This window comes from Microbacterium halimionae (genome assembly GCF_011761265.1).
GTDB lineage: Bacteria > Actinomycetota > Actinomycetes > Actinomycetales > Microbacteriaceae > Microbacterium > Microbacterium halimionae.
Window position 1 is genome coordinate 766584 of the sequence record NZ_JAAOZB010000002.1, and the last position, 26153, is coordinate 792736.

Consider the following 26153-nt stretch of genomic DNA (forward strand, 5'->3'; position numbering starts at 1 on the left):
CAAAAGCTATGGCTGAGTACATCTATCAGATGGTCCGTGCCCGCAAAACGGTGGGCGACAAGCTCATTCTCGACGATGTAACCATGGCGTTCTTGCCAGGGGCAAAAATCGGAATGGTCGGCCCTAACGGGGCCGGTAAGTCGACGATTCTGAAGATTATGGCGGGGCTCGATCAACCTTCAAACGGTGACGCGAACCTAAGCCCCGGGTTTACCGTCGGCATCTTGATGCAAGAACCCGAACTGAACGAATCGAAGTCAGTTCTCGAAAACGTCGAAGAGGGCGTCGGCGAGATCAAGGCCAAGGTTGACCGATTCAACGAGATTTCAGCGCTGATGGCTGAGCCTGATGCTGACTTCGACGCGCTGCTCGCCGAAATGGGCACGCTGCAAGAAGACATCGATGCCGCCGACGCGTGGGACCTCACTTCCCAACTCGAACAGGCGATGGACGCTCTGCGCACCCCGCCTGGCGACGCAACGGTCGCCAACCTTTCCGGTGGTGAGAAGCGCCGAGTTGCGCTGACAAAACTGCTGTTGCAAAAGCCTGACCTGCTCTTGCTCGATGAGCCGACGAACCACCTGGATGCCGAGAGTGTGCTGTGGCTTGAACAGCACCTCCAGAAGTACCCAGGAGCTGTCATCGCGATCACTCACGATCGATACTTCCTCGATAACGTGGCCCAGTGGATCGCTGAAGTCGACCGTGGTCGACTGATCGGGTATGAGGGAAACTACTCCACGTATCTCGAAAAGAAGGCCGAGCGCCTCAACGTTCAGGGCAAGAAAGACGCCAAACTTGCGAAGCGCCTCACCGAAGAACTCGCGTGGGTTCGCTCCAACGCGAAGGGCCGCCAGGCGAAGTCGAAGGCACGACTCGCTCGCTACGAGGAAATGGCGACCGAGGCTGAGCGCACAAAGAAGCTCGATTTCGATGAAATCCAGATCCCGGCTGGCCCGCGTCTTGGATCCGTTGTCATTGAAGCGAAGAAGCTGCAAAAGGGCTTCGACGGCCGAATGCTCATCAATGGGCTGAGTTTTAGCCTTCCGCCGAACGGAATCATCGGCGTTATCGGCCCCAACGGTGTCGGAAAGACGACTCTGTTCAAGACGATCGTGGGCCTGGAGCCAATCGATGGCGGTGACCTCAAAATCGGCGAGACCGTGAAGATCAGCTATGTCGATCAGACGCGCGGCGGTATCGATCCCAACAAGACGCTCTGGGAAGTGGTCTCGGACGGGCTCGATATCATCACGATCGGAAAGACCGAGATTCCGTCACGCGCATACGTGTCGAAATTCGGGTTCAAGGGTCCGGACCAGCAAAAGAAAGCCGGCGTTCTCTCCGGCGGTGAGCGCAACCGCTTGAACCTCGCGCTCACGCTGAAGCAGGGCGGAAACTTGCTGCTTCTTGACGAACCGACCAACGACCTGGACGTGGAAACACTCCAGTCCCTGGAAAACGCACTTCTCGAGTTTCCTGGTTGTGCTGTGGTCATCACGCACGATCGGTGGTTCCTCGACCGAATTGCGACGCACATCTTGTCTTACGAGGGCACGGAAGAGCATCCCGACCAGTGGCACTGGTTCGAGGGGAACTTCGAGGCATACGAAGAAAACAAGATCGAGCGACTCGGGCCCGACGCTGCCAAGCCATCGCGCGCGACATATCGCAAGCTGACGCGTGACTAATACATCAATCCCTGGGGTGGCTCGTCGAATTCATATTCCGATTCACCTCAGGTGGGGTGATGTTGACGCGTTCAATCACGTCAACAACACCTCGATGCTAAAGCTCCTCGAAGAAGCCAGAGTCCGCGCATTTTGGCGACCCGGCGCTCACGAGACGGCGCCGGAGACTGCGGTTGTCGATGCGTCATCCGAGGTTGGCGCGATGACGCTCATCGCTCGTCAGGAGATCGAATACCTCGCCCCGGTGCCGTATCAACGACCGCCGCTCGACGTGCAAATGTGGTTCGGAGCGCTCGGCGGTTCAAGTCTCGAAGTCTGCTACGAAGTGTTCTCTGGCGAGGGACACTTAGCGGCTCCAGTTCTCTACGCCAGGGCTACAGTCGTCATCGTGATGGTGAGCGTTGAGACTGGGCGACCGGTACGGCTAACCAACGAGCAACGTTCGGTGTGGTCCCAATACGTTGGCGAACCGATCGTCTACGCGCACCGCAGGTGAAGCGCTAACCAGCAGGAACCCGCACCATGACTTCTTGTGCCACGCTGACCAGTAATTCCCCCGCGCGCGAGTAGATGCGTCCGGTCGCAAGGCCTCGACCGCCGCGCGCGCTTGGGGACTCTTGCATGTAGAGCACCCATTCGTCGGCGCGTCCATCTCGGTGCCACCACATCGCGTGATCCAAGCTCGCAACTTTCAAACCAGGCGTCATCCATGCGATTCCGTGCGCCCGCAGAATTGTCTCTTGAATCGTCAAGTCGCTCATGTACGCGAGAGCGGCGCGGTGCACACCCGGCTCGTCCGGCAGAGCACCGCGCGTACGCATCCACACGGCCTGCGTCGCCGACGGCTCGACTGCTTCTGTGTATAACGCGCCGTGAACATGCCTTACATCGAGTGGCTGCTCGCTGAAGATTCGGTCTGAGAACGGGTGCGACCCATCGCTGTCGGGATCAGGCAGGCTCTCCGGGTCCGGGATGCCTGTCGGCATTGCGGCGTGGTGTTCCATTCCTGGGGACTCATCTTGAAACGAGGCGATCATAGAGAAAATGGGAACGCCGTCCTGAAATGCTTGCGTTCGTCGGGTTGAGAACGAGCGACCGTCGTGAATGCGATCAACCGAAAACGTGATGCTTCTCGACGCGTCACCTGGTCGCAAAAAGTAGCCATGCATCGAGTGCGGCAGCCGTTCATCGGGCAGTGTACGGCCGGCAGCTACGACCGCCTGCGCGAGAACCTGTCCGCCAAAAACTCGTCCGTACGGCATCGGTTGCGAACGCCCCGTGAAGATGTCTTCGGTCGTCCGCGCATCTGATGACTCCAGTGCGAGTACACCGAGCAGGTTGACGATTGGATCTTCGGGCACAGGGTTCACCGTTCTTCTCCCGTCGAGAGCGAACCGGACGCACTCCCTGTTGATAGTTTAGGACGGGTGCCCGCTCGCCTACATTTTCCCGATTCCGCCGCCGCCTCTGATCTCGTCACCTTCGCCTCCCGCGCGTCGAAACTCGGTGCAGAATCTCGTATTCGTCTCCAGGCCGCGGGCGGAACGATCGCGATGACAACCGCGATTCTCTCCCCAAAGGGTTTGTTGGACGCGACCCCGACGATTCTTGCGATGCGCGCGATCCCCGTGGATGCCGATCTCGTCTGTGACTTCGTTGTAGCGGCGAGTGACCTCGTTGCCGATGCGGATGATTCGAATCAGGTCGTGCTGCCAGAAAACAGCGTGACCGCGGCTTGGGCCGGAATCGCGCCCCCGCGTGCCGGTTGGGAATCTTCTGAGCCGATTGCAGCATCTGTCATCGCCGCTCGAGCGCAGTGGGGGATAGCTGCGGTGTCCGATGCAATGCCGCAGGACGCGGGCGAAGACATCGTGCATGGAGTTCGGGCTTCGATCTGGGGCGTGGCTGATGCCGAACTTGCCGGGCTACCGCTAGGAGTCGCTTTCGCGGCGTTCACCATGGGGTTCATTGCTGGTGACGAGCTCGCTCAACTTCGGCGTGCGCCGTCATGGCAACGGCTCACTCTGTCTCGAGGTCATGTGTTGGTGCGCGTTCCCAAGCACAGCGGACTAACTCCGGTGCGAGCAACCGGGTCGCGCTAGACCGCCGCAGCAGCGGCGCGTCCTGCGGCCCGCCCGGAGAAAAGGCAGCCACCTAAGAAGGTTCCCTCCAAGGCTCGGTAGCCGTGTATACCTCCACCCCCGAAACCGCTCGCTTCCCCAGCGGCGTAGAGCCCTGGAATAGCAGCACCGTTGTTTCCGAGGGCTCGGGAAGACAGATCCGTCTCGATCCCGCCGAGAGATTTACGCGTGATCACGTGCAGCTTGACGGCGATTAGTGGCCCTGCCGCAGGATCGAGAATGCGATGCGGCGAAGCGGTTCGAACGAGCTTGTCACCGCGGTACGCGCGTGCCGAGCGGAGCATCGCAATTTGGGCGTCTTTTGTGAACTCGTTCGTGAGCTCGCGGTCGCGAGCTTCGACTTCGGCGCGGACCCGGTTCGCGTCGAGTGCCTCACCGCCGGGCAGCGCGCGCATACCTGCGATGAGTGCATCGAGGTTGTGACGCACAACGAAGTCCTCACCATGGTCGAGGAAAGACTGAACGGGGCCGGCTGCGCCGGGCCCGAGCCGTGAGCGCAGGAGCAGGGGGATGTCTTTTCCTGTGAGGTCTGGGTTTTGTTCGCTGCCTGAAAGCGTGAATTCCTTCTCCACGATGCGTTGTGAAAGAACGAACCAGGAATGATCGTGTCCGGTCCGTCGCAGGTACTCAAGCGTCCCGAGCGTATCGAAGCCAGGGAACAGCGGCACCGGTAGTCGTTTGCCCGTGGCATCCAACCAGATCGACGAGGGCCCCGGAAGAATTCGGATGCCGTGAGAAGGCCAGACCGGGCTCCAGTTTTTGATTCCCTCGACGTAGTGCCACATTCGGTCGCCGTTGATGAGTCGCGCTCCGGCAGCTTCTGACACTGATTGCATAGAACCATCTACGTACGCTGGCACGCCCGTGAGCATTGACTCGGGTGGGGCTCCCAATCGTGGCGGCCACTGCTTTCGTACGAGGTCGTGGTTTCCACCAATTCCTCCGGTGCTGACAATCGTGGATTGCGCGCGAATCGAGAAATCGCCAACAGGTTCACGTGACGTCGCGATGCCGCGGGCGTCGTCGGCGGGGGCGAGGACGACTCCGGTGGCGCCGGTGACCGAGCCATCCGCGGAGGTTAGCTCGGTGACCCGGTGCCGCGGCAGGATCGTGAGGCGACCGTTTTCTTCTGCGGTTTCGACAGTGCGCTGGAATGGCGAAACAACTCCCGGTCCGGTACCCCACGTGATGTGGAATCGTGGCACCGAGTTTCCGGGCCCCATTGCCGTATAGCCGCCGCGCTCGGCCCACCCCACTACAGGGAAAAAAGACACACCTTTGCTGCGCAGCCACGCGCGCTTTTCTCCCGCCGCAAAATCGAGATATGCCTCTGCCCAGCGACGAGGCCACGCATCTTCATCGCGATCGAAACCAGCGGTTGCCTCCCAGTCTTGACGGGCCAGCGCCACGGAGTCCCGAATACCCATCCGTCGCTGTTCCGGAGAATCGACGAAGAAGAGGCCCCCGAAGGACCACCACGCTTGACCACCGAGGTTCGATCGTGATTCTTGATCGATAAGAGTGACAGATACTCCTGCTGCAAGCGCTTCGGAGGCGGCAACAAGCCCCGCGAGTCCCCAACCGATCACAAGCACGTCGGTGTCGTAATTCATTGTCATGGCGACTCCTTTGTCGGCCTTGGACTTATGGTGTTGGTTCGAAGGTGTTCACCATAGCGAGCGCAGCTCTTTGGAGATAGTCCCACAGAGTCGCTTCGTGCAGTGGAGACAGCCCGAGCTCATCGACAGCTTTTCGCATGTGTGCGAGCCAGCGATCGCGCGCATCCGGGTTGATGTGAAATCCCGCGTGCCGCATCCTTAGACGAGGATGACCGCGTTCCTGGCTGTAGGTCGTTGGGCCGCCCCAGTACTGCTCAAGAAAAAGGAGCAGGCGCTCCTTGGCAGGCCCGAGGTCCGCTTCGGGGTACATGGGTTCGAGAACCTCATCATTTGCGACGCCGTCGTAGAAGACATCGACGAGTTTGGCAAACGTCGGACGGCCACCTATTTGCTCATAAAAGCTCGGTGCTGCGTGATCTGTCACTCGTTCGGTTCCTTTGATACATCCTGGACTTTGGGCTCCGGGCGCGGCAGCGTCGTGCGCCATAGCGGCCGGTCCGGGGTCGTCGCGATGGGGGTGGGGCGCGTGCGAGGCGGGTTTGCTCCGCGCACACGTTGCGCAGCATCGTTGCCTGTGAGCGTGACCGAGCTGAGGCTCGGCACTGTGAGTCCGAGCGCCTCTACCGCGCTTTTCAAGCGGAGCTTCAATTCACTTGTCACGTCATCTTTTGCAGTGGCGCGCGTTTTCATGACCACTCGAATCACGAGGAGATCGCCCGAGATGGTCTCCAAACCCCATGTCTCGGGATGCTCCAAGATTCTGCTGTGCCACTTTGGCTCCTTCGCGAGATCGTTCGCCGCGTCAAGCATGGCAGATTCTGCTTCGGTGATATTGGTTCCAGAGGGAACTCCAACATCGACGATCGCGCGAGACCAACCCTGAGACATGTTTCCGATGCGGGTGATCTCGCCGTTTCGGACGTACCAAAGCGTGCCGTTCGCGTCACGCACGTGCGTGACCCGCACACTGACGAATTCGACGATTCCGGTCGCGAGACCGACGTCGACGATATCGCCGATTCCTATTTGGTCTTCCGCCACAATGAAGATGCCGTTGAGGACATCTTTCACAATGTTCTGGGCTCCAAATCCGAGCCCAGCGCCAATCGCGGCGGTCAGGAGAGTCAAGGAGCCGAGGGTGCCAGGTGCGAGAAGCTGCACGACGAGAACAAGCGCGATGATGACGATCGTTACGTTGGCGATGTTCTGCAGGATCGAGCCGAGAGTGCGTGTGCGCTGCACAACACGCACCGCCGCGAGTGGCGAGCGATCGAGGGCCTGGGTGTCTTCGACGTTCGCCTTGTTCTTCGTTCGGTTCACAATGCGATTGACGACCCGGTGAATGATTATGCGAAGCACCCAAGACAGCAGGATGCCACCAACGACAATTCCGGCGACGTTCGCAACGTTCCATCCCACCGCCACCAATGCGGTGAGGATGTCGCTCCACCACAGCGTCGAGCCGATTTCGTTCGACTCGAGCGCGACGGTGTTCATTCTTTCGATCCTAACGAGGGCCGCTGAGACTTGCGCGTGAGCGCGCTATGGTCAGGAATCGCCCGGAACAACATCCCATTCGTAGGCAAGAATGACGAGATGAATGCGGTCGCGAGCCTGCAGCTTGCCGAGTATGCGACCGACGTGTGTTTTGACGGTCGACTCGCTGAGAAAGAGAACTGTCGCGATCTCCGCATTTGTTTTTCCGTCGGCGATCTCACGAAAGACATCCAGCTCTCGGGGTGTCAGCTCGGCGAGCGGCAGGGACTGCGTTGGTGTTTCGCTTGTCCCGGACGGGACACGATGCGAAAAGAGATCGAGCATCTTTCGTGTGACGCGTGGCGAAAGCATCGCGTCGCCGTTGTGAACAGCACGGATCGCTGACGTTAGCTCGGGAGCGCGTACGTCCTTGAGGAGAAAGCCGCTTGCTCCGGCGTGCAGCGCACCGAAGGCGTATTCATCGAGGTCGAATGTCGTCAGCACGATGATGCGCGCCGACGGCTGCGCACTCACGATCTGTCTCGTCGCTGTGATGCCATCGATGCGTGGCATCCGGACGTCCATAAGAATCACATCGGGTTTCAGTGCCATCGCCCGCTCGATGCCTTCGGAGCCATCCGATGCTTCGCCGACGACATCAACATCGTCTTCGGCATCGAGAATCATCCGGAAGCCCATCCGGATGAGCTGTTGGTCATCAACGATAAGGACGCTGATGGGAGTTGACGCACTTTCAGGCACGAGTGTCTTCTTTCGGGATGCGGGCGCGAAGACGCCAGATTGAGTCTGCGACGAACCCGGCCGTCATCGTTCCGCCGACGAAGGTAAGCCGCTCTCCCAGGCCTTTGAGACCGTAGCCGGAGCCCTGCGATGGCTCCGAGGGATGCGCGCCATCGTTTTCAATGCTGACTTCGATCTCGTTATCGGTGTAGATGACCGACAATGAGATCTGCGCGGGGTCGTGGCTGTATCGCATTGCGTTGGTGAGTCCTTCGCGTGCGATGCGGAGGACAGCAAGGCGTGCTGCGGAGGACCCTCCAGGCTCACCCGAAGTGCTCAGCACGACGCGGAATCCGGCCGCTCGGGCGGCATCCACCAATTCTGAAAGCGAAGATGCGAGATCAGGCACCAACGGAACGATGTCGTTGTTGTCGTCGTCTCTCAACACACCAAGCATGACGCGCATTTCGTCGAGCGCGCTCCGTGCCGTGCCTGCGATGGCTCGATTCGCTTCTGCGGCGCGTTCGCGGTCATTTGTCACACTGGCACCTTCTGAGAGCGCGACGATCACTGTGAGCGAATGGGAGACAATGTCGTGCATTTCGCGGGCGATGCGTGTGCGTTCGGCCGCTGCCGCGAGCCGTGAGTGTTGATTGCGCTCGATCAAGATCTGGCGTGAGCGACCGATAAGGGCCTCAAGGTATCGCTTGCGGTTGCCGACGTTGATGCCGATGAGTACGCCGAGGAGCAGCAAGAATATAGCGCTCACATTGACGTTGATCGTCGTCATTCCATTTGCACCTGCCATTGAAATCGAAATCCACGAAACAACTGCGAACAGCACGATGGCGGAACCAAACGCGTACCAGCTCGCACGAGCGTTTCGATAAACGGCAATGGAGTAGATCGCGACGAGAGCCGCAGGCCCCAGCAATTCGACCCCGCCGCCTTCGAGAAGAAGGAGTGGCGCCACTGCGGCGATGAAGACAAGGATCGGCCAGCGGCGTCGCCAGACGAGGGCGACGCATCCACCCACCGTCAACGCAATGGTCGCCGCGACTGTTGCGCTGCTCGGCTCGACGCTCGTACTAGCGGAGACTCGAGCACCGGCAGCCGACAGAAGGAGGGCAAGCGTTGCGATCAGGATGTCGGTGGCGAGCGGATGCCGTGCCCAAAACCTCCGCACGACACCGGGAGGGCGAGGCAGGCGCAGCTCATCCTCGGGGGAGCCAGCGGCCCCGCCGAGGATGAACGCTTGAGAATCGTGCACGGCGTGACTCTACGCGTCGCGCATTCTCAACACAGCAGCACCTCCGACAAGTGCAAGCAATGCCCATGCGATCAGCGTGGCGATGGCTGGCCACGTCTCAAGTGCATTTCCGGACATGCCGCTGCCCATGAAGAGCGATTGGCCAGCATTGGACGGCGCGTAGCTTGCGATCGTCTGGATCCAGGCGTAGCTGTCGGCGCGGGGGAAGAATAAGAACAGGATTGGTGCGACGAAGACGAGTCCGATTCCAATCGCGAGTGCGCCGGGGCCGTTCCGGATGACGAAGCCGATACCGACGCCCAAGATCGAGATCAGGCCGAGGTAAAGAGCTGCGCCGAGAAGCGGCATGAGTGAAGATGACAGATCACTGAAGTCGAGTGATGCGTCGCCCAGGATGGGTGCCGTGACCGCAACTGAGATTGCGAATGAGATCAGGCCGGTGATGAACATCGCGACGCCGACGACAAGTGCCTTCGCGAGCAGCGATCCGAACCGGCGCGGGGCCGCGGTGAGGGTCGATCTGATCATTCCCGTGGAGTATTCCCCGGTCACGGTGATGGCGCCGAGAATGACCGCAAGGAGTTGAGTAAGAATCGTACTGAAAACGATTGCCTGCACAGCGGCGTTGTTGGACGCGACCACTGATGCAGAAGCCTCACCGCCGAAAGAAGCAATTGCCGAGGCCATGAGCGCGCTCAGGCCCGCTGAAAGCACGGTGACAAGACAGATCGACCACCACGTCGATCTGACGGTTGTGAACTTGATCCACTCGGAGCGCACGAGGTGCGCGAAGCTGAGGCGGTATGCACTACCACCGGCGGTTGTCGTGTTGCGCGGAGCCTGAACGGTGTCGATGGTGCTCATGCGAGGTCCTTTGTTTTGTACTCGACGTCGTCACCGGTAAGCCGGAGGTACGCGTCTTCGAGGGTTCCAGAAGCTGGTGTCAGTTCGTGCAGGGCAATACCGCGCGCCGCAGCGAGATCACCGATGTCAGCGGCTTCGACGCCGCTGACATCGAGAAGGTGGGCTTCCTGGCTTGTCGTCGTGACACCGTCACGTTCGAGCGCTGCAGCGAGGAGAGGTGCCTGAGGGCTCCGTACGCGCACAGACGCGCGAGTCCACTGCTTGACGAGTGCATCGACCGATGCATCCGCGAGTACTTTTCCCCGACCGAGCACGATGATGTGGTCTGCTGTCACTGCCATTTCGCTCATCAGATGGCTCGAAAGCAATACGGTTTTTCCTTCCGATGCCGCGTGACGGACGAACCGACGTACCCACAACACGCCCTCGGGGTCTAGTCCGTTGACTGGTTCGTCGAGCACAAGCGTGTGCGGGTCGCCAAGGAGCGCGGCCGCAATTCCCAGTCGCTGGCCCATGCCGAGCGAGAATCCGCCGGCGCGCTTTTTTGCAACAGAGGTGAGACCCGTGATCTCGATAACTTCATCGACCCGCGAGCGGCGGATGCCGTGGGTCGCCGCCATCGCGCGCAGATGGTTCCGTGCGCTTCGTCCCGTGTGGACCGCCTTCGCGTCGAGCAGTACGCCGACTTCAGCTAGTGGAGCGCGGAGCTTCGTGTAGTCACGACCATTCACCGTGACCTGGCCATTGGTGGGCCGGTCGAGGCCGACGATCATGCGCATCGTGGTGGATTTACCTGCGCCGTTCGGGCCGAGGAATCCTGTCACTTTGCCGGGTTGGACTGTGAAACTTACATCGGAGACGGCATTTTTGGCCCCGAAGCTCTTGCTGAGGTTCTCTGCAACGATCATGTCTTCAGGTTAGGAAGACATCGCCGCTGCCCGAATCGGACGTGGGTATCATCCTGGTTGGGCACCGTGGCACCACGGGACCATTTCCAGACCAAAAGGTGAGTCCCCACGCCTACGAGAGGCATGGGGACTCACCGGATGTGGTGCGTTGGGGTGCTAGCTCGCGTCACGTTCCTGCGCGGCAAGTGAGCGAACAGTGCCTGCGAGATTCTCGCTCACGAGTCGGCGAAGAGCGCCGGGCGCATCGGAGTTGTCTGCAAGCCAGGCGCGCGTGGCATCGCGAAGGCTCACGTTTGCGAGCGCTGCGGGGTACAACCCGACAATCAGATAGCTAGCGATCTGGTAGCTGCGGCTGTTCCACACCGGCAGAAGCATGTCGAAGTACGCCGAGACGAAGTCCTCGAGAAGCTCGGCACTAGCCGGGTTTGTGAAACCGAGTGCCGTCGAGCGAACGATGGTGTTCGGAGCGTCTCCCGAAACGACGAGAGAATCCCACGCTGCGCGCTTTGCTTCGGCGGTAGGAATCGCAGCTTTTGCCTGGGCTGCGAACTCGCCACCCTTCGCGGTGTTGTCGGATTCGAGAGCAGTATCGATTTCTGATGCCGTCACGACGCCACCCGCGGCCAGTGAGACCAAGAGCTGCCACGACAGATCTGTGTCGATCTCCAGGCCTTCGAGGACGTGCTCGCCGTCGCGAAGCGCGCGGACGGTCTGCCATTGGGCAGCATTCGATGCAGCCGCCGCAAATGACGTGACGAACTGCAGCTGGCTGTCGCTTCCCTTTTCGGCATGCTGTGCGAGTTCCCACAGCGCGTCGGCAACCTTGATGCGAGTGGCCTCGCGCTTGGCTGGAACGACGTAACTGTTGGCCGCGAGCAGAAGCTGGCCGAGGGTGGTTCGAACCGTCGTCGATTCGCTCTCGGAGCCAATGTTTCGGAGCACGAGATCGACATAGGCGGATGCGGCAGTCTCAGCATCGCGGGTCTGATCCCATGCCGCGCCCCAGACGAGGGAGCGGGCCAGAGGGTCACTGATGTCACGAAGGTGCGCGATCGCGGTGGCCAGCGAGCGCTCATCGAGACGGATCTTGGCGTAGGCCAGATCGCTGTCGTTGAGTAGCACGAGGTCTGGGCGTTCGATACCGATCAGTGCGGGCACATCGGTTCGGTCGCCATCAACATCGATTTCGACGCTGTTGACGCGCTCAAGGCGGCCATCGCGCAGGCTGTAGAAGCCCACGCCGAGGCGGTGCGGGCGGATTGTCGGGTAGTCGGCCGGCGCTGTCTGCACGATTGCGAACCGTGTGATCTTGCCGTCTCTCTCTTCGATGAGCGGCGACAGAGTGTTGACGCCGGCGGTTTCGAGCCACTTCTTGGCCCATTCGCCGAGTTCACGTCCACTCGTGGCTTCGAGCTCAACGAGCAGGTCGCTCAGTTCGGTGTTGCTCCACTCGTGCTTAGCGAAGTAGGCGGCAACACCGGCGAAGAACTGCTCGACGCCAACCCATGCGGCCAGCTGTTTGAGCACTGATCCGCCCTTGGCATATGTAATGCCATCGAAGTTCACCTGTACGTCATCGAGATCGTTGATCTCAGCCACAACCGGGTGAGTGGAGGGGAGCTGGTCTTGACGGTAAGCCCAGGTCTTTTCCATCGCGTTGAAGGTAGTCCAAGCAGCAGTCCACTCGGTTGCTTCTGCCGTGGCGATCGTAGAGGCCCACTCCGCGAACGACTCGTTGAGCCACAGTCCGTTCCACCACTTCATGGTGACGAGGTCACCGAACCACATGTGGGCGAGCTCATGCAGGATCGTCACAACGCGGCGTTCCTTGACGGCATCCGTCACCTTGCTGCGGAAGACGTAGGTCTCCGTGAACGTGACAGCGCCAGCGTTCTCCATGGCGCCGGCGTTGAACTCCGGCACGAAGAGCTGGTCATACTTGGCGAACGGGTAGGGATAGTTGAACTTCTCTTCGTAGTACGCAAAGCCCTCACGGGTTTTGTCGAAGATGTAGTCAGCATCAAGGTGCTGCCACAGGCTCTTGCGACCGAAGACTCCGAGCGGGATGACGCGGCCTGATGCGCTCGTGAGTTCTGAGTACGTCGACTCATACGGACCGGCGATTAAGGCCGTGATGTATGACGAGATGCGGGGCGTCGGCTCGAAGGCCCACGTCGCGGATCCGTTGCCGTGGTCTTCTGGAGCGCTCGCTTCGGGTGAGTTCGAAATGACCTTCCACGCGGCGGGTGCTGTCACCGTGAACGTGAACGCAGCTTTGAGGTCGGGCTGCTCGAACACGGCGTACATGCGACGCGAGTCGGGGACCTCGAACTGTGAGTAGAGATACACCTCTTCGTCTACGGGGTCAACGAAACGGTGCAGTCCTTCGCCAGTGTTGGTGTACACACAGTTGGCATCGACGACAAGCTCGTTTTCAGCGGCGAGGTCGTCAAGCGAGATGCGCGAGTCAGCGAACGCAGTCGCTGGGTCGATAGCGCGTCCGTTGAGTGTGATCGAGTGCACATCACGTGCGATGAGGTCTATAAAGGTGCTGGCACCGGCGGTTGCTGCGAAGCGCACAGTCGATCGCGAACGGAATATCTCCGGTCCTGTTGTCAGGTCGAGCGCGATGTCATAGGAGCGGGTGTCGACGACGGCACGGCGCTCCTGTGCTTCGATTCGGGTGAGGTTCTCTCCAGGCACTACGTTGCTCCCAGGTTCGGGGTGGATGCTTCGTGAGGCTGAGCTCACATGGCGCGCTTGGGCGGATCGCGGCGGCGCGGCATATCAACCCTATCGTCGCCCGCTGTAGCGATCCAGGAGCGCCGCCGAGGTGCGAGGATAGCAAGATGAGTGTTCCCTTCTCATCTGCCGCCGCCTCCACTGGCGCGCCCCACATCGAAACTCCCACCGCATACGACGGCATCCTGCTCGCAGGCTTTGGCGGACCCGAGGGCCAGGATGATGTCATCCCCTTCCTCCGTAACGTCACCCGCGGCCGAGGCATCCCTGATGAACGGCTCGAGGAGGTTGCGCATCACTATCGCGCCTTTGGCGGGATCAGCCCCATCAACGCACAGAACCGTGCGCTCAAGGCCGCACTCGAAGACGAACTTGCCCGGCGCGAGATCGACATCCCCATTTACTGGGGCAACCGCAACTGGGCGCCTTATCTCAACGAGGCAGTCCAAGAAGCAGCGGATGCCGGCGACCACACCCTCCTCGGGCTCGCCACAAGTGCTTACAGCTCGTTCTCAAGCTGTCGTCAGTACCGCGAAGATTACGCACGAGTACTTACCGAAACCGGGCTGAGCGACACGGTCACGATCGACAAGGTGCGGCAGTTCTTCGATCACCCGGGCTTCGTCGCTCCGTTCGTTGACGGCGTCAAAGCCGCGGTTGTTCAGATGCTGGCAGACGGTGAAGAAGCTGACGGCATCCGAATTCTCTTCTCGACCCACTCGGTACCGATGGCTGACGCTGAGCGATCGGGTCCCCGGGATCTTGATCTCGGCCCGGGTGGAGCATACGCGGCGCAGCACGAAGCTGTCGCTGCCTACGTGATGTCTGAGGTCACGAGCGAAGTTCCCGCCGCAGCTGTTATCGATTGGCAGCTCGTTTATCAGTCGCGTTCGGGCCCGCCGACACAACCCTGGCTCGAGCCCGACGTCTGCGATGTCATTGAGGAGCTTCCCGCGACTGGCGCTACCGCCGTCATCGTTGTGCCGCTCGGCTTTGTCAGCGACCACATGGAAGTTATGTGGGACCTCGATACCGAAGCGATGGAAGCCGCGGCTGAAGCTAACCTTCGTTTCGCGCGGACTCCGACGCCGGGCACTGCCCCCGAGTACGTTGCTGGCCTCGTCGACCTGATCGAAGAGCGCCTCAACGGAACTCCTGTGGCTGAGCGTCCACACGTCACGAAACTCGGCCCCTGGTTCGACGTGTGCCGACCGGGTTGCTGTGAGAACGTGCGCGCCGGGTTTAAACCTGCCGCCGCCGGTATCGTCCCGTAACCGAAGGCAGCGTTTATTCGCCGCTCGCCCAAATCTCTAGGATCGACACATGCGCATCCACATCGCGACAGATCATGCTGGCCTCGAGTTCTCGACGGAGTTGCAACGCCATTTGGCGAACGCGGGCCACGAGGTCGTTGACCACGGCCCGATCGCGTACGAGCCGCTCGATGACTATCCCGCTTTTTGTATTCGCGCGGCGCAAGCTGTCGTTCGCGACCAAGCTGCGGGAATCGAGACGCTCGGCGTGGTGTTCGGCGGTTCGGGAAACGGTGAACAGATCGCTGCGAACAAGGTATTGGGCGTCCGCGCGGCACTCGTGTGGAATCTGTCGACCGCAGAACTTGCGCGACAGCACAACGATGCGAATGTGATTGCTATCGGGGCTCGCCAGCACACCTTTGCCGAGGCATCCGAACTCATCGATCGATTCATCGCGACACCCTTTTCAGACGAAGAGCGCCATGCGCGCCGCATCGCGCAGCTGGCCGAGTATGAGACTGACGGGTCTCTCGTGGCCGACCCGCGCGCTGGTCGCACAGGTGTGAGCGCCCCCGATTCGTTCGACCCCGAAGCCGGCTGATGCCCGAAGGACATTCCGTCCACCGGATCGCACGCCAATTTGCACGTAATTTTCAAGGCCGCACGGTTGCCGCGTCGAGCCCACAAGGACGGTTTTCTGAGGGGGCGTCCCTGCTGTCGGGCCGTACGCTCCTCGGTGCGCGCGCCGTGGGCAAGCAGATGTTCTTGGAGTTTGAAGGCGATCTTTGGCTTCGAGTGCACCTCGGCCTTTACGGTGCATGGGACTTTTCCGGCGAGATTCTCGTGGATTCGACTATTGCTTCGGCGAACGGGCGCATGGGTCAGACCAACCAACGCGGGACTGTTCTCGAAGACCAAGCAATCATGGATGCAGCGGGTGAAAACTCTCTCGCCTCAATAGGTGCACCGCGAAAAGCTCGGGTGCATGTGCGGATGTCTGAGCAGACGAAGGGGCTCGCCGAGGATGACGCGGAGTGGCCTCCGCCGATTGTTGGACAGGTGCGACTGCGACTTCTCACAGACTCGACGTGTGCCGACCTCCGCGGGCCCACAGCGTGTCAAGTGCAGACATCTGATGAGATGGCGGCGTCGGTTGCAAAACTCGGCCCTGATCCGCTCGTTGATGACCCCGCAGTGGGGGAGGAACGCTTTGTCTCGGTCGTTGCCCGTAAACCTACGGCGATCGGACTTCTCCTGATGGACCAGGCCGTGATCAGTGGCATCGGAAACGTGTATCGCGCCGAGATGCTCTTTCGCGCCCGCCAAAATCCGCACACGCCCGGGCGGGAGGTTCCAACGGCGACCGTTCGTGAGCTGTGGCGGGACTGGGTTCGTTTGCTGTCGATTGGCGTTGAGACCGGTCAAATGATGACAATGGACGATCTCGATCCGGAGTCGTACCGTCGCGCCATGGCTTCGCGGGACGACCGCCACTGGGTCTACCACCGTGCCGGACTGCCATGTCGAGTCTGCGGTACGGCGATATTGCTCGAAGAGGCGGCCGGTCGAAAACTCTACTGGTGCCCCAAATGCCAAGCGTAAGGAAAAGATGAGACAGAACCCGAGTTTCGTGATGACGGATGTCGCCGAGCTGCGACGTCTCATCGAACTCAACCCCTGGGTCACATTGGTGAGCACCGGTCCCGATGGCCTGGTGGCATCTCACTACGCTGTGCTGCTCGACGACAGCCGCGATGACCTGACAATTGTCGGTCATGTGGGCAAACCAGACGACGCGATTCTTGGCCTCGGTGAGCGCGAGTTGCTTGTTGTCGTGCAGGGTCCGCATGGATACATCTCACCGTCTTGGTACGGCGACGTCGCGGCCGTGCCCACGTGGAACTTCATCTCGGCACATTTGAGCGGCGTCCCGGAGCTTCTTAGCGCCGAAGAGAATCTGGCGGTCCTTGATCGCCTGGTGAACCGATTCGAAAATGGAATGCCGCATCCCAGAGGCATGTGGGAGCGTCCCAATGATGAAGCCTTCGTGCAGCGCTTGGCCAGTGGAACTGTGGGCTTCCGTCTCACTCCGTCGCGAGTCGTCGGTAAACGAAAGATGAGTCAGAACCGGCCGGCGGACGTCATCGACACGATCATCGGCGAACTCGAGGATGACGGTGTGCATTCGAACCAGTCGCTCGCCGAAGAGATGCGCCGAGCGCGTGTGAGGGGTGTGAACGCATGACTGCGGTAGGGGAGCACGTCGGCACGATTCGCGGTGGTCGAATTTCGGGCTCTGGCAGCGCGCTTCTGCCCTGGGACGGCCCATCCGACATCTTCATTGCGAACGGGCACATCGCAGATATTGCGCCTGCGGGGGCTGTGCCACCGCAGGGCGAGGTCGTTGATGCCCACGGCGGCTGGGTGCTGCCGGGTCTCTGGGATCATCACGTGCACGTTCTTCAAACCGCACTGAGCGCACAACGTCGTGATGTTGGCGAAGCTGTTTCTGCCGTTCATGCCGCATCGATCATGGCTGATACGCCGCCGCTCGTGGACGGTCGTCGCGTCGGTGTCGGCTTTCGAGACGCACTCTGGAACGATGTGCCCAGCTTGGCTTTGCTCGACGAGGCAACGGGCCAAATACCGACCTACATCATCAATGCAGATGTGCACAGCGTGTGGATGAACTCTGCCGCTCTCCGTCGCGAACAGATGGATGCCGCTGACGGAGTTGTGCGCGAAGAGCCCGCTTTCGAGATCTCTCGGCGGTTGAATCATGTCGATCCGCGAATGGGAGATGCGCACGTGCGCCAGATGGCGCGTGCCGCGGCGGCGCGGGGAGTCGTCGGTCTCATCGACTTCGACATGGAATGGAACGACGAATCATGGGCGCGCCGCCTCGAGGGTGGATTCGACGAACTCCGCGTTCGGTTTGGCATCTACCCAATGTTTTTGGAGCGTGCAATAACCGAGGGTCTTCGTACCGGCGACACAGTGCGAGGCGCGGCATCCGATCTTGTTCGCGTTGGTCCACTGAAAGTGATTCGCGATGGCTCACTGGGCACGCGCACTGCTGCATGCTCCCACCCATATACCGGCGATCCGTTGAACCACGGCGTGCTCACAATCGATAACGACACACTTCGTGAACTCATGACGATCGCGACCGCCAACGGCATCGACAGCGCAATTCACGCCATTGGCGACGTCGCAGGTTCGGGTGCTCTGGATGCTTTCGCCCTCACGGGCGCGCGTGGATCGATTGAGCATGCACAATTGGTTGCGCACGCCGATATTCAGCGATTCGCGCGGCTTGGCATCACCGCAAGCGTGCAGCCGGAACACGCGATTGATGACCGCGATATCACCGATGTGGAGTGGGCCGGGCAGACGGCTCTCGCCTACCCGCTTCGGGCGCTGGCTGACGCAGGAATTGCGCTCCAGTTTGGCTCCGACGCTCCTGTCTCGCCGCTGGATCCGTGGGCAGCTCTTGCAGCGGCGACATTCCGCACTCGTGATGGGCGCGAACCGTGGCGACCCGAGCAGGCGCTCGATATTGATACGGCGCTTGCCGCGTCCACTCACTCCGGCTCGCTTTCTCCGGAGACTATTGTTCCTGGTGCGCTAGCGGACCTCATCGTTGTAGACGCTGATCCGCGTACCGCCGATCAGTCAGAGCTTCGCGCGATGTCGGTGCGAGCAACGATGATCTCGTCTCGTCTCACTCACCTCGCTTAAACGATGACGGCCCCGCTGGCATAGCGCCAGCGGGGCCGTCATCGTGTGAATGATTCAGCCGCTGATGTGTGCGACGAGGAACCAACGGTCCTTCTCGAGGCTCCGCTGAATCTCGATCGCGACGTCCTGGCTGGTCTGGTCGATCTCGTCGAGGCCTTCTACTGCCGCGCGCACGTCGACAAGAACTGTGTCCATGTCGGTCACGATGTTTGCGACAATCGCGTCCCACTGGGTGAATCCTGCCGGAACTGCAGTCTCAGCGGTCTTCTGCGCGATGGTGCTGAGGCGGGCGTCGATGGGGAGACCCAGAGCGACGATGCGCTCAGCAGCAGTGTCGGCGCCTGCCTGGGCGTTGCTCACGACGGTGTCGAGCAGTTCGTGGATAGCGATGAAGTTCGCGCCGCGCACGTTCCAGTGTGCCTGCTTGCCATTGACGGCGAGGGCCTGAAGACCGAGGGCTACGGGGGCGAGGAACTGTGCCGTGCCCGCTGCAACGGTGGGGTCGGCGGTGGTTGCGAGGGTGGTCTTTGTGTCAGTCATAGTCGTACCTCCGGGTCTTGCAGTTGTTCTGCTTTGTTCAACGGTACTGAGCGGAAAATATTCCGCAAGCAAGTTGAGGCAACGCTTATCAAGGTTCTGCTTACCTTCCTTCGTAGAGCACCACTACCGTGATTCGTATGACGATTGCTCAGAGTGCTTCAGTCCTCAGCCTCCCCGGCCATGTTCCGACCATCGATTCGACGGCATTCGTGGCAGATGGCGCACGCGTTGTGGGGGCAGTCACCCTCGCTGAAGGCGCGAGCATTTGGTACAACGCCGTTCTTCGAGCCGACAGCGCGGCAGTCACGATCGGGGCCGGAAGCAATGTGCAAGACAACGTATCGATTCACGTCGACAGCGGCCACGCGGCATCCGTGGGAGAAAACGTGTCGATCGGGCACAACGCTGTCGTCCACGGCTGCATAATCGAAGACGGATGCCTCATCGGAATGGGCAGCGTTATTCTTTCTGGCGCCGTCATCGGTGCCGGAAGCCTGGTCGCCGGGGGAGCAGTGGTGCTGGAAGGCGCGGTGATTCCGCCCGGATCACTTGTTGCTGGTGTCCCGGCGAAGGTGCGACGTGAGCTCACCGCGGAAGAGCGCGCCGGCATCCTGAAAAACGCAGCCTCTTATCGTGCGCACAGCGCCGAGCACCGCGGCGCACTACCCGCCTGAGCCTCGAGTCACACTCCGTCTGAATAGAAACAGCGTCGGAGAATCGCACAAATTCGGAGACTCTTTGCGAGAAACCTCCTATGGAGTGCGATTCTCCGACGCAGTGAAGTGATGTTTTGGACTACGGGACGATGACCGCGCGCGCCGACAGCGTGCCAGCCTGCATCCGCTTGTATGCCTCGGGGGCCTCATCGAGAGTGAAACGCTCGATGTCAGGTGTGATCTGGCCTGCCTGGTACATCGAGACAACCTCGTGAAGGTCGGCGATCGATCCCCAATAGGTGTTTGTGATGACAGCCTCGTACGGGTTCGTGAAGAACGACCACGTAGCTTCGCCGCCCGCGATGCCGACGACTGTGAGGCGCCCGCCCTGGGCGAGAACTGACTGTCCGAGCTTGATCGTGGGAGTGACGCCGACGAAGTCGAAGATAGCGTCCACGCCACGACCGCCCGTGATTTCTCGAATGCGCGCGGCCTGGTCTTCGCCCGCGCCTACAGTGATTGCACCACGCTCAGCGGCGCGAGTCATGGCGTCTTCTTTCGCATCTGTTGCGATGATCGTTGCGCCGGTCAATGCCTTGAGAATCTGTACGGCAATCTGACCAAGCCCACCGAGACCAATCACGAGCGCTGTCGCGCCGCCCTTGGCGAGAACCGGCTGCGCGAGGGTGATCGCGTGATAGGGCGTCAGCGCGGCATCCGCCAGGGGAGCTGCAGCTACGGGGTCGGCGTCGCCGAGGGCGACAAGGTTTCGGGTGGGGACAACGACATACTCAGCCATGCCGCCATCGCGACCGAGGCCGATTCCAAGGTAGGGCTGTGTCGCGACGTTCTGGCAATACGTGTCCTGGCCGCGAGTGCATGGGATGCAGTGGCCACACCCGATGGGGCCGTACACAAGGTAGGCATCGCCTTTTTCAAAACCCGTCACGCCAGGGCCGACCTCTTCGATCCAGCCAGAGTTCTCATGACCAAGGGTGAACGGTGCGTTCATTCCGCCCGGTGCTGTCTCCGCCGTGAAGTCAGAGAAGATCGATACGTCAGAGTGGCAGGCTCCCGCGCCCGCGACTTTTAACAAGACTTCACCGGGACCCGGCGTCGGCCGCTCAATCTCTTCGAGTGTCGGAAAGCTCTGCCAGGCAGTAAAGCGCATCGCACGCATATTCATGTACTCACTTTCGTGGCCTTTTTGCGCACGACCGTCGCACGTTCCGAAGCCTCAAATAGGCTACGCCCGCAATACCGCTGCGAGCTGAGCGTGCTGCCGGAAGGCTAGCTGAGGTCTTCATCGGAAGACCTAATGTATGGAGGGGCTGACGAGAATCGAACTCGCATCATCTGTTTGGAAGACAGAGGCTTTACCACTAAGCTACAGCCCCGCATGCGGCCAATCTTGGCCACAACGTGAGTGTTCAGTTATCGCGGATAACTTTCGCTTTCCGCTGCCCGTAGGCACCGACTAATCGTAATACACATTCGACCGTCTCTCGTTCGCTCTTTCGCCCCGGTAGGGAGAACGGCGCGGGTCAGCTAGAGTAATGGGGGCCGATTTTCGTGCACGTTCGCGTGCGCGCCCGTCCGGGGCGTAGCTCAGCTTGGTAGAGCGCCCGCTTTGGGAGCGGGAGGCCGCAGGTTCGAATCCTGTCGCCCCGACACAATTAGGCCCCCAGACCTTCAGCCCACGGCTCATGCGCGTGGAAATCAGAGGAGAACGAACAGGTATGGTCACCAGCACCGTCGAGACACTCACGCCCACACGTGTGAAGCTCCACATCACGGTCACCCCCGACGAGCTCAAGCCGAGCATCGCGCACGCCTACGAGCACATCGCTCAGGACATCCAGGTTCCTGGTTTCCGCAAGGGTAAGGTTCCCGCGCCGATCATCGACCAGCGCGTTGGGCGCGGTGCCGTCATTGAGCACGCCGTGAGTGAAGGCCTTGACACCTTCTATCGCGAAGCCGTCTCGGCTCACGAGATTCGCGTGATCGGCCGCCCGAGCGCCGACATCGTCGAATGGCCCAACGACAAAGACTTCTCCGGCGACCTGCTCGTCACCGTCGAGGTCGACGTGCGTCCCGAGTTTGAACTCCCCGCATTCGAAGGCACAACCATTACGGTCGACGCCGTCGAGACCGACGAGGCCGCCATCGACAAGGAGCTCGACGAGCTCCGCGCACGCTTCGGCACGCTTGTCACCGTTGACCGTCCCGCGGCAACTGGTGACTTCGTTGAGCTTGACCTCGTCGCCACGATTGATGGCAACGAAATCGACCGGGCCGAAGGCGTCTCTTACGAAGTTGGCTCCGGCGAGCTGCTCCAGGGTATCGACGAAGCACTTGACTCGTTGACCGCCGGTGAAGACACGACCTTCCGCTCGAAGCTCGTCGGCGGCGACCACGCCGGCGAAGAGGCCGAAGTTGCTCTTTCAGTGAAGGCCGTCAAGGAGCGCGAGCTTCCCGAAGCTGACGATGACTTCGCACAGATCTCCAGCGAGTTCGACACGCTGGCAGAGCTTCGTGGTTCGCTTGCCGACCGCGTTGCTCAGCAGTCGACCTTCTCGCAGGGTTCAGCCGCACGCGACAAGCTCGTTGAGGCGCTGCTTGAGCAGGTTGAGATCCCCGTCCCGCCGCAGCTGGTGGAAGACGAGGTACACACTCACCTTGAAGGCGAAAACCGTCTTGACGACGACGAGCACCGCGCCGAGGTCACCGAAGCGAGCGAGAAGCAGTTCCGTACGCAGGTTCTGCTCGACAAAATCGCGGAAGAGAACAACGTTCAGGTCTCGCAAGACGAACTGACGCAGTACCTCATCCAGTCGGCCGCTCAGTACGGCATGGCTCCGCAGGACTTCGTCAACGCACTGCAGGAGAACAACCAGCTTCCTGCACTCATGGGTGAGGTTGCTCGAAACAAGGCTCTCGCCGTCGCGCTCGGTCGCGTCAACGTTGTTGACACCAACGGAAACGCTGTTGACCTTTCCGGTTTCATCGCTGTGGAAGATGAGGCTGAAGCCGAAGAAGAAATCGTCGACGAGGCTGAAGAAATCACCGAAGCCGCAGCAGACGCTGAGGCCGACGAAGACACCAAGTAAAGACGTTACTGACGAAGGCGTGGGTGCTGCGGCATCCGCGCCTTCGTCATTTGAGGAGACTGCGCCATGAGCCTGAGCTGGCAAGAGCGCATCGATGCAGTGTGGGCCGACGCGGCTTTGAACGATGTAGAACGCATCGCCGCTATCGACCGTGTCGCCGCGGAACGAGATGAATCGGATCCGGTTGCCCTCTTCGAACGCGGGGGAGCCCGAGATTCAGCCGGTGTCGAACAGGATGCTGTCGCCTTCTACCGCCGTGCGCTTAAAGCAGGCCTTCCCGAGCTGCAGCGCGTGCAAGCGTCGATCCAACTAGCGAGCACTCTTCGAAATCTCGGCGATGTGACGGAAAGTATCAGGCTGCTGCAAGCTGAGCGCCAGACCGCCCACCGCCACGGTCTCGCGGACGCCGTCGAAGCCTTCTATGCGCTCGCGCTCGCGAGCGATGGCCGGCCTGCCGAAGCCGCCTCGGTTGCGCTTGCTGCTCTCTCTCCCCATTTGCCGCAATATTCACGTTCTGTGCGCGCGTACGCCGATGAGCTGCGATCTCCTACCCGCGAGATTTAGAGACCAGGATGCCGACACGTCGTATGCCGACGGCGAACACGGGCTGAGCCTCCATTTCCCGCCGGTAGATTCAATGTCACGTCCACGAAATCAGGAGTGAACATGGCCGAACCTCTCATGGCAACCAGCGTCTTTGACAGGCTGCTGAAGGATCGCATCATCTGGCTCGGTTCAGAGGTGCGCGACGAGAACGCAAACGAAATCTGCGCCAAGATCTTGCTTCTGGCAGCTGAGGACGCGCAGAAAGACATCTACCTTTACATCAACTCTCCCGGTGGTTCTATCACCGCAGGCATGGCGATCTACGACACGATGCAGTTCGTTCCGAACGACATCGTGACAGTCGGAATTGGCATGGCAGCATCGATGGGACAGCTTCTGCTGACAAGCGGAACGAAGGGCAAGCGCTACATCACCCCGAACGCGCGTGTTTTGCTCCACCAGCCGCACGGTGGCTTCGGCGGTACCTCAAGCGACATTCAGACCCAGGCGCAGCTCATTCTCGACATGAAGCGCCGTCTCGCTGAGATCACAGCGGGCCAGACCGGCAAGAGCGTCGAGCAGATTAACGCCGATGGTGACCGTGATCGCTGGTTCGGCGCTGAAGAGGCCCTTGAATACGGCTTCGTTGACCACATTCGCGAACACGCCACCGACGTCACTGGCGGCGGCGGTACCAAAAACTGAGTATCGAAGGCGAAAGAGAGAATATCCGCATGAACACCCCCTCCTTCGGTTACCCGCAGGGCCTTCAGATGCCCAGCAGCCGCTACGTACTGCCGCAGTTCGAAGAGCGCACGGCTTATGGCTACAAGCGTCAGGACCCGTACAACAAACTCTTCGAAGACCGCGTCATCTTCCTCGGTGTGCAGGTTGACGACGCATCTGCGGATGACGTCATGGCACAGTTGCTGGTTCTCGAGAGCCAGGATCCTGACCGCGACATCATCATGTACATCAACTCACCCGGTGGATCGTTCACCGCGATGACGGCGATCTACGACACCATGCAGTACGTCTCTCCGCAGATCCAGACAGTCGTTTTGGGCCAGGCGGCATCCGCTGCGTCTGTTCTGCTCGCGGCTGGCGCACCCGGCAAGCGTCTCGCTTTGCCCAATGCTCGTATTCTGATTCACCAGCCTGCCGTCGGCGAGGCCGGTCAGGGTCAAGCCTCGGACATTGAAATCCAGGCGGCTGAGATCCTGCGCATGCGCACGTGGCTTGAAGCGACGCTCTCCAAGCACTCCAACCGCACCCAGGAGCAGGTGAACCGCGATATCGATCGTGACAACATCCTCTCGGCAGACCAGGCAGTGGAATACGGCCTTGTCGACCAGGTGCTGACGACTCGCAAGCGCACCCCCGCTGCGATCACGTCCTGAGCATGACCTCATGCGGCGACGCTCCGGTTCTGTATACCGGAGCGTCGCCGCTTTTTTATCGGATCTACCGGCGAGCGTGAAGCCATTCACGGCGAGCGCGCGACAATACCGGCGGATGTCGGTTGCAGCGGCTAGGCTCGAAAACCACGGTGAAAGCCGCCTTAAGGAGGAGCGAAATGGCACGAATCGGTGAAAGCGCCGACCTGTTCAAGTGTTCCTTCTGCGGCAAGAGCCAAAAGCAGGTGCAACAACTCATCGCCGGCCCCGGCGTCTATATTTGCGATGAGTGCGTTGAGTTGTGCAACGAGATCATCGAAGAGCGGATGGCCGAGCAGGGCTCCGGAGTCGTCTCCGACTTCGAGCTACCGAAGCCCCGCGAAATTTTCGACTTTCTCGAGGAATATGTCGTCGGACAGAAAGACGCCAAGCGTGCTCTTTCCGTCGCGGTCTACAACCATTACAAGCGCGTGCGTTCGCACACGACAATTACTTCTGCTGAACAGCGTGCCGATGAGGTAGAAATCGCGAAGAGCAATATTTTGCTTCTTGGACCCACCGGTTGCGGAAAGACGTATCTGGCGCAGACGCTGGCGAAACGACTTAATGTACCTTTCGCTGTCGCAGATGCGACGGCGCTAACCGAAGCGGGCTACGTCGGTGAGGATGTCGAGAACATCCTTCTCAAACTCTTGCAGGCAGCCGACTTCGACACGAAGCGCGCCGAGACCGGAATCATCTACATCGATGAGGTCGACAAGGTGGCTCGGAAAGCCGAGAACCCGTCGATCACCCGTGATGTCTCGGGTGAGGGCGTGCAGCAGGCGCTGCTGAAGATCCTCGAGGGCACAGTGGCATCCGTCCCGCCTCAGGGTGGACGCAAGCACCCTCACCAAGAGTTCATCCAAATTGACACGACAAACGTGCTCTTCATCGTTGCTGGCGCGTTCGCGGGTCTCGAAGACATCATTTCTTCGAGAGTTGGTCGCCACGGAGTCGGATTCGGCGCTCAGCTGCAAGACAAAGACGCACAGGCGAATCTTTTCGGTGAGGTTCTTCCTGAAGACCTGCACAAGTTCGGTTTGATTCCCGAATTCATTGGCCGTCTTCCGGTCGTCGCGTCGGTTGCACCGCTCGACCAGTCCGCACTGATGGAGATCTTGACGACTCCGCGGAACGCGCTCGTGAAGCAGTACCAGCGTATGTTCGAGATCGACGGCGTCGAGCTCGAATTCGAAAGCGGCGCTCTCGAAGCAATTGCCGACCTTGCCGTCTTGCGAAAGACAGGCGCACGCGGATTGCGTGCGATTTTGGAAGATGTTCTCGGACCGATCATGTTCGAGATTCCGTCTGCCGACGACGTCGACAAGGTCATCATCACCCGCGAATCTGTAGAGACCAACGCTGCCCCGACCTTCATACTGCAGCAGAAGCGCAAGAGCGCCTGAGGCAGTA

At 60.4% G+C, this 26153-nt stretch carries 25 protein-coding genes and 2 tRNA genes; 15 read left to right on the top strand and 12 right to left on the bottom strand.

What is annotated here, in order from left to right:
- Positions 1–8: 8 nt before the first annotated feature.
- Both ettA and FHS06_RS11435 read left to right on the top strand, forming a co-directional pair.
- On the top strand, positions 9–1691 hold the full coding sequence (ettA, locus tag FHS06_RS11430; RefSeq protein WP_167049389.1) for an energy-dependent translational throttle protein EttA: 1683 nt from the start codon (positions 9–11) through the stop codon (positions 1689–1691).
- Entirely contained in the window at positions 1684–2187 is a 504-nt protein-coding gene (locus FHS06_RS11435) for an acyl-CoA thioesterase (protein ID WP_310734806.1), read from the top strand. The genes ettA and FHS06_RS11435 overlap by 8 nt, the downstream gene beginning before the upstream one ends.
- Before the next feature lie 4 nt (positions 2188–2191).
- Here FHS06_RS11435 and FHS06_RS11440 read toward each other — a convergent pair whose 3' ends face one another.
- Positions 2192–3052 carry an acyl-CoA thioesterase gene (locus tag FHS06_RS11440; RefSeq protein ID WP_310734807.1) on the bottom strand — a complete coding sequence of 287 codons (861 nt, stop codon included), beginning with the start codon at positions 3050–3052 and terminating at the stop codon, positions 2192–2194.
- Positions 3053–3118: 66 nt separating this feature from the next.
- Here FHS06_RS11440 and FHS06_RS11445 point away from each other — a divergent pair, with 66 nt between their 5' ends.
- A complete protein-coding gene (locus FHS06_RS11445) occupies positions 3119–3793 on the top strand; it encodes a DUF8185 domain-containing protein (RefSeq protein ID WP_167049391.1) in 675 nt (224 codons plus the stop codon).
- On the opposite strand, the gene FHS06_RS11450 is transcribed toward FHS06_RS11445, so the two are convergent.
- The 8 genes from FHS06_RS11450 to pepN form a co-directional block, all read right to left on the bottom strand.
- Positions 3790–5445: an FAD-binding dehydrogenase gene (locus tag FHS06_RS11450; protein WP_167050311.1), complete on the bottom strand. Its 1656-nt coding sequence runs from the start codon at positions 5443–5445 to the stop codon at positions 3790–3792. The genes FHS06_RS11445 and FHS06_RS11450 overlap by 4 nt on opposite strands.
- Before the next feature lie 31 nt (positions 5446–5476).
- A complete protein-coding gene (locus FHS06_RS11455) occupies positions 5477–5875 on the bottom strand; it encodes a globin (RefSeq protein ID WP_310734808.1) in 399 nt (132 codons plus the stop codon).
- Positions 5872–6948: a mechanosensitive ion channel family protein gene (locus FHS06_RS11460; protein ID WP_167049395.1), complete on the bottom strand. Its 1077-nt coding sequence runs from the start codon at positions 6946–6948 to the stop codon at positions 5872–5874. Before FHS06_RS11460 ends, FHS06_RS11455 begins: the two co-directional genes overlap by 4 nt.
- A gap of 51 nt (positions 6949–6999) precedes the next feature.
- A complete protein-coding gene (locus FHS06_RS11465) occupies positions 7000–7689 on the bottom strand; it encodes a response regulator transcription factor (RefSeq protein WP_310734809.1) in 690 nt (229 codons plus the stop codon).
- On the bottom strand, positions 7682–8938 hold the full coding sequence (locus FHS06_RS14370) for a sensor histidine kinase (RefSeq protein ID WP_167049397.1): 1257 nt from the start codon (positions 8936–8938) through the stop codon (positions 7682–7684). The genes FHS06_RS11465 and FHS06_RS14370 overlap by 8 nt, the downstream gene beginning before the upstream one ends.
- 9 nt (positions 8939–8947) lie before the next feature.
- Positions 8948–9802, bottom strand: a complete 855-nt coding sequence (locus FHS06_RS11475; protein ID WP_167049399.1) for an ABC transporter permease — start codon at positions 9800–9802, stop codon at positions 8948–8950.
- The gene (locus tag FHS06_RS11480; RefSeq protein ID WP_167049401.1) at positions 9799–10710 is read right to left on the bottom strand and encodes an ABC transporter ATP-binding protein; all 912 of its coding nucleotides are present in this window, start codon (positions 10708–10710) and stop codon (positions 9799–9801) included. The genes FHS06_RS11475 and FHS06_RS11480 overlap by 4 nt, the downstream gene beginning before the upstream one ends.
- Positions 10711–10866: 156 nt before the next feature.
- Positions 10867–13413 (bottom strand): aminopeptidase N, encoded by a 2547-nt coding sequence (gene pepN / locus FHS06_RS11485; RefSeq protein WP_167049403.1) that lies wholly within the window; start codon positions 13411–13413, stop codon positions 10867–10869.
- Between the two features lie 146 nt (positions 13414–13559).
- Here pepN and FHS06_RS11490 point away from each other — a divergent pair, with 146 nt between their 5' ends.
- From FHS06_RS11490 to FHS06_RS11510, 5 genes are read left to right on the top strand one after another with little or no spacing between them, the layout of a single operon-like run.
- On the top strand, positions 13560–14726 hold the full coding sequence (locus tag FHS06_RS11490; RefSeq protein WP_167049405.1) for a ferrochelatase: 1167 nt from the start codon (positions 13560–13562) through the stop codon (positions 14724–14726).
- A gap of 49 nt (positions 14727–14775) precedes the next feature.
- Positions 14776–15309 (top strand): ribose-5-phosphate isomerase, encoded by a 534-nt coding sequence (locus FHS06_RS11495; RefSeq protein ID WP_167049407.1) that lies wholly within the window; start codon positions 14776–14778, stop codon positions 15307–15309.
- Positions 15309–16310 carry an Fpg/Nei family DNA glycosylase gene (locus tag FHS06_RS11500; protein ID WP_167049409.1) on the top strand — a complete coding sequence of 334 codons (1002 nt, stop codon included), beginning with the start codon at positions 15309–15311 and terminating at the stop codon, positions 16308–16310. Before FHS06_RS11495 ends, FHS06_RS11500 begins: the two co-directional genes overlap by 1 nt.
- 7 nt (positions 16311–16317) lie before the next feature.
- Positions 16318–16953, top strand: coding sequence for an FMN-binding negative transcriptional regulator (locus FHS06_RS11505; RefSeq protein WP_167049411.1), 636 nt, complete (start codon positions 16318–16320; stop codon positions 16951–16953).
- Positions 16950–18449 (top strand): amidohydrolase, encoded by a 1500-nt coding sequence (locus FHS06_RS11510; protein WP_167049413.1) that lies wholly within the window; start codon positions 16950–16952, stop codon positions 18447–18449. Before FHS06_RS11505 ends, FHS06_RS11510 begins: the two co-directional genes overlap by 4 nt.
- A 54-nt stretch (positions 18450–18503) precedes the next feature.
- Here FHS06_RS11510 and FHS06_RS11515 read toward each other — a convergent pair whose 3' ends face one another.
- Positions 18504–18989, bottom strand: a complete 486-nt coding sequence (locus FHS06_RS11515) for a Dps family protein (protein WP_167049415.1) — start codon at positions 18987–18989, stop codon at positions 18504–18506.
- A 137-nt stretch (positions 18990–19126) separates the two neighbouring features.
- Here FHS06_RS11515 and FHS06_RS11520 point away from each other — a divergent pair, with 137 nt between their 5' ends.
- Positions 19127–19663, top strand: a complete 537-nt coding sequence (locus FHS06_RS11520) for a gamma carbonic anhydrase family protein (protein WP_167049417.1) — start codon at positions 19127–19129, stop codon at positions 19661–19663.
- A gap of 121 nt (positions 19664–19784) precedes the next feature.
- On the opposite strand, the gene FHS06_RS11525 is transcribed toward FHS06_RS11520, so the two are convergent.
- Both FHS06_RS11525 and FHS06_RS11530 read right to left on the bottom strand, forming a co-directional pair.
- Positions 19785–20825, bottom strand: a complete 1041-nt coding sequence (locus FHS06_RS11525) for an NAD(P)-dependent alcohol dehydrogenase (RefSeq protein ID WP_167050315.1) — start codon at positions 20823–20825, stop codon at positions 19785–19787.
- A gap of 143 nt (positions 20826–20968) precedes the next feature.
- Positions 20969–21042 (bottom strand) — tRNA-Gly (locus FHS06_RS11530).
- Positions 21043–21242: 200 nt separating this feature from the next.
- Between FHS06_RS11530 and FHS06_RS11535 the strand changes: the two genes are divergently transcribed.
- The 6 genes from FHS06_RS11535 (at position 21243) to clpX (ending at position 26146) form a co-directional block, all read left to right on the top strand.
- A tRNA-Pro gene (locus FHS06_RS11535) sits at positions 21243–21316 on the top strand.
- Positions 21317–21384: 68 nt separating this feature from the next.
- Entirely contained in the window at positions 21385–22755 is a 1371-nt protein-coding gene (gene tig / locus FHS06_RS11540; protein WP_167049419.1) for a trigger factor, read from the top strand.
- A gap of 66 nt (positions 22756–22821) precedes the next feature.
- Positions 22822–23319, top strand: a complete 498-nt coding sequence (locus FHS06_RS11545; protein ID WP_167049421.1) for a tetratricopeptide repeat protein — start codon at positions 22822–22824, stop codon at positions 23317–23319.
- 102 nt (positions 23320–23421) lie between these two features.
- Positions 23422–24006 (top strand): ATP-dependent Clp protease proteolytic subunit, encoded by a 585-nt coding sequence (locus tag FHS06_RS11550; protein WP_165142781.1) that lies wholly within the window; start codon positions 23422–23424, stop codon positions 24004–24006.
- A gap of 29 nt (positions 24007–24035) precedes the next feature.
- A complete protein-coding gene (locus FHS06_RS11555; RefSeq protein WP_167049423.1) occupies positions 24036–24701 on the top strand; it encodes an ATP-dependent Clp protease proteolytic subunit in 666 nt (221 codons plus the stop codon).
- Between the two features lie 176 nt (positions 24702–24877).
- Positions 24878–26146 (top strand): ATP-dependent Clp protease ATP-binding subunit ClpX, encoded by a 1269-nt coding sequence (gene clpX / locus FHS06_RS11560; protein ID WP_167049425.1) that lies wholly within the window; start codon positions 24878–24880, stop codon positions 26144–26146.
- Positions 26147–26153: the final 7 nt, after the last annotated feature.

Excerpts from the sequence above, each read along its gene's own strand:
- ettA (WP_167049389.1), top strand. The coding sequence starts at position 9 with ATGGCTGAGTACATCTATCAGATGGTCCGTGCCCGCAAAACGGTGGGC.
- FHS06_RS11450 (WP_167050311.1), bottom strand. The coding sequence starts at position 5,445 with ATGAATTACGACACCGACGTGCTTGTGATCGGTTGGGGACTCGCGGGG.
- FHS06_RS11460 (WP_167049395.1), bottom strand. The coding sequence starts at position 6,948 with ATGAACACCGTCGCGCTCGAGTCGAACGAAATCGGCTCGACGCTGTGG.
- FHS06_RS11475 (WP_167049399.1), bottom strand. The coding sequence starts at position 9,802 with ATGAGCACCATCGACACCGTTCAGGCTCCGCGCAACACGACAACCGCC.
- FHS06_RS11480 (WP_167049401.1), bottom strand. The coding sequence starts at position 10,710 with ATGATCGTTGCAGAGAACCTCAGCAAGAGCTTCGGGGCCAAAAATGCC.
- FHS06_RS11490 (WP_167049405.1), top strand. The coding sequence starts at position 13,560 with ATGAGTGTTCCCTTCTCATCTGCCGCCGCCTCCACTGGCGCGCCCCAC.
- FHS06_RS11495 (WP_167049407.1), top strand. The coding sequence starts at position 14,776 with ATGCGCATCCACATCGCGACAGATCATGCTGGCCTCGAGTTCTCGACG.
- FHS06_RS11500 (WP_167049409.1), top strand. The coding sequence starts at position 15,309 with ATGCCCGAAGGACATTCCGTCCACCGGATCGCACGCCAATTTGCACGT.
- FHS06_RS11505 (WP_167049411.1), top strand. The coding sequence starts at position 16,318 with ATGAGACAGAACCCGAGTTTCGTGATGACGGATGTCGCCGAGCTGCGA.
- FHS06_RS11510 (WP_167049413.1), top strand. The coding sequence starts at position 16,950 with ATGACTGCGGTAGGGGAGCACGTCGGCACGATTCGCGGTGGTCGAATT.
- FHS06_RS11515 (WP_167049415.1), bottom strand. The coding sequence starts at position 18,989 with ATGACTGACACAAAGACCACCCTCGCAACCACCGCCGACCCCACCGTT.
- FHS06_RS11520 (WP_167049417.1), top strand. The coding sequence starts at position 19,127 with ATGACGATTGCTCAGAGTGCTTCAGTCCTCAGCCTCCCCGGCCATGTT.
- FHS06_RS11525 (WP_167050315.1), bottom strand. The coding sequence starts at position 20,825 with ATGCGTGCGATGCGCTTTACTGCCTGGCAGAGCTTTCCGACACTCGAA.
- tig (WP_167049419.1), top strand. The coding sequence starts at position 21,385 with ATGGTCACCAGCACCGTCGAGACACTCACGCCCACACGTGTGAAGCTC.
- FHS06_RS11545 (WP_167049421.1), top strand. The coding sequence starts at position 22,822 with ATGAGCCTGAGCTGGCAAGAGCGCATCGATGCAGTGTGGGCCGACGCG.
- FHS06_RS11550 (WP_165142781.1), top strand. The coding sequence starts at position 23,422 with ATGGCCGAACCTCTCATGGCAACCAGCGTCTTTGACAGGCTGCTGAAG.
- FHS06_RS11555 (WP_167049423.1), top strand. The coding sequence starts at position 24,036 with ATGAACACCCCCTCCTTCGGTTACCCGCAGGGCCTTCAGATGCCCAGC.
- clpX (WP_167049425.1), top strand. The coding sequence starts at position 24,878 with ATGGCACGAATCGGTGAAAGCGCCGACCTGTTCAAGTGTTCCTTCTGC.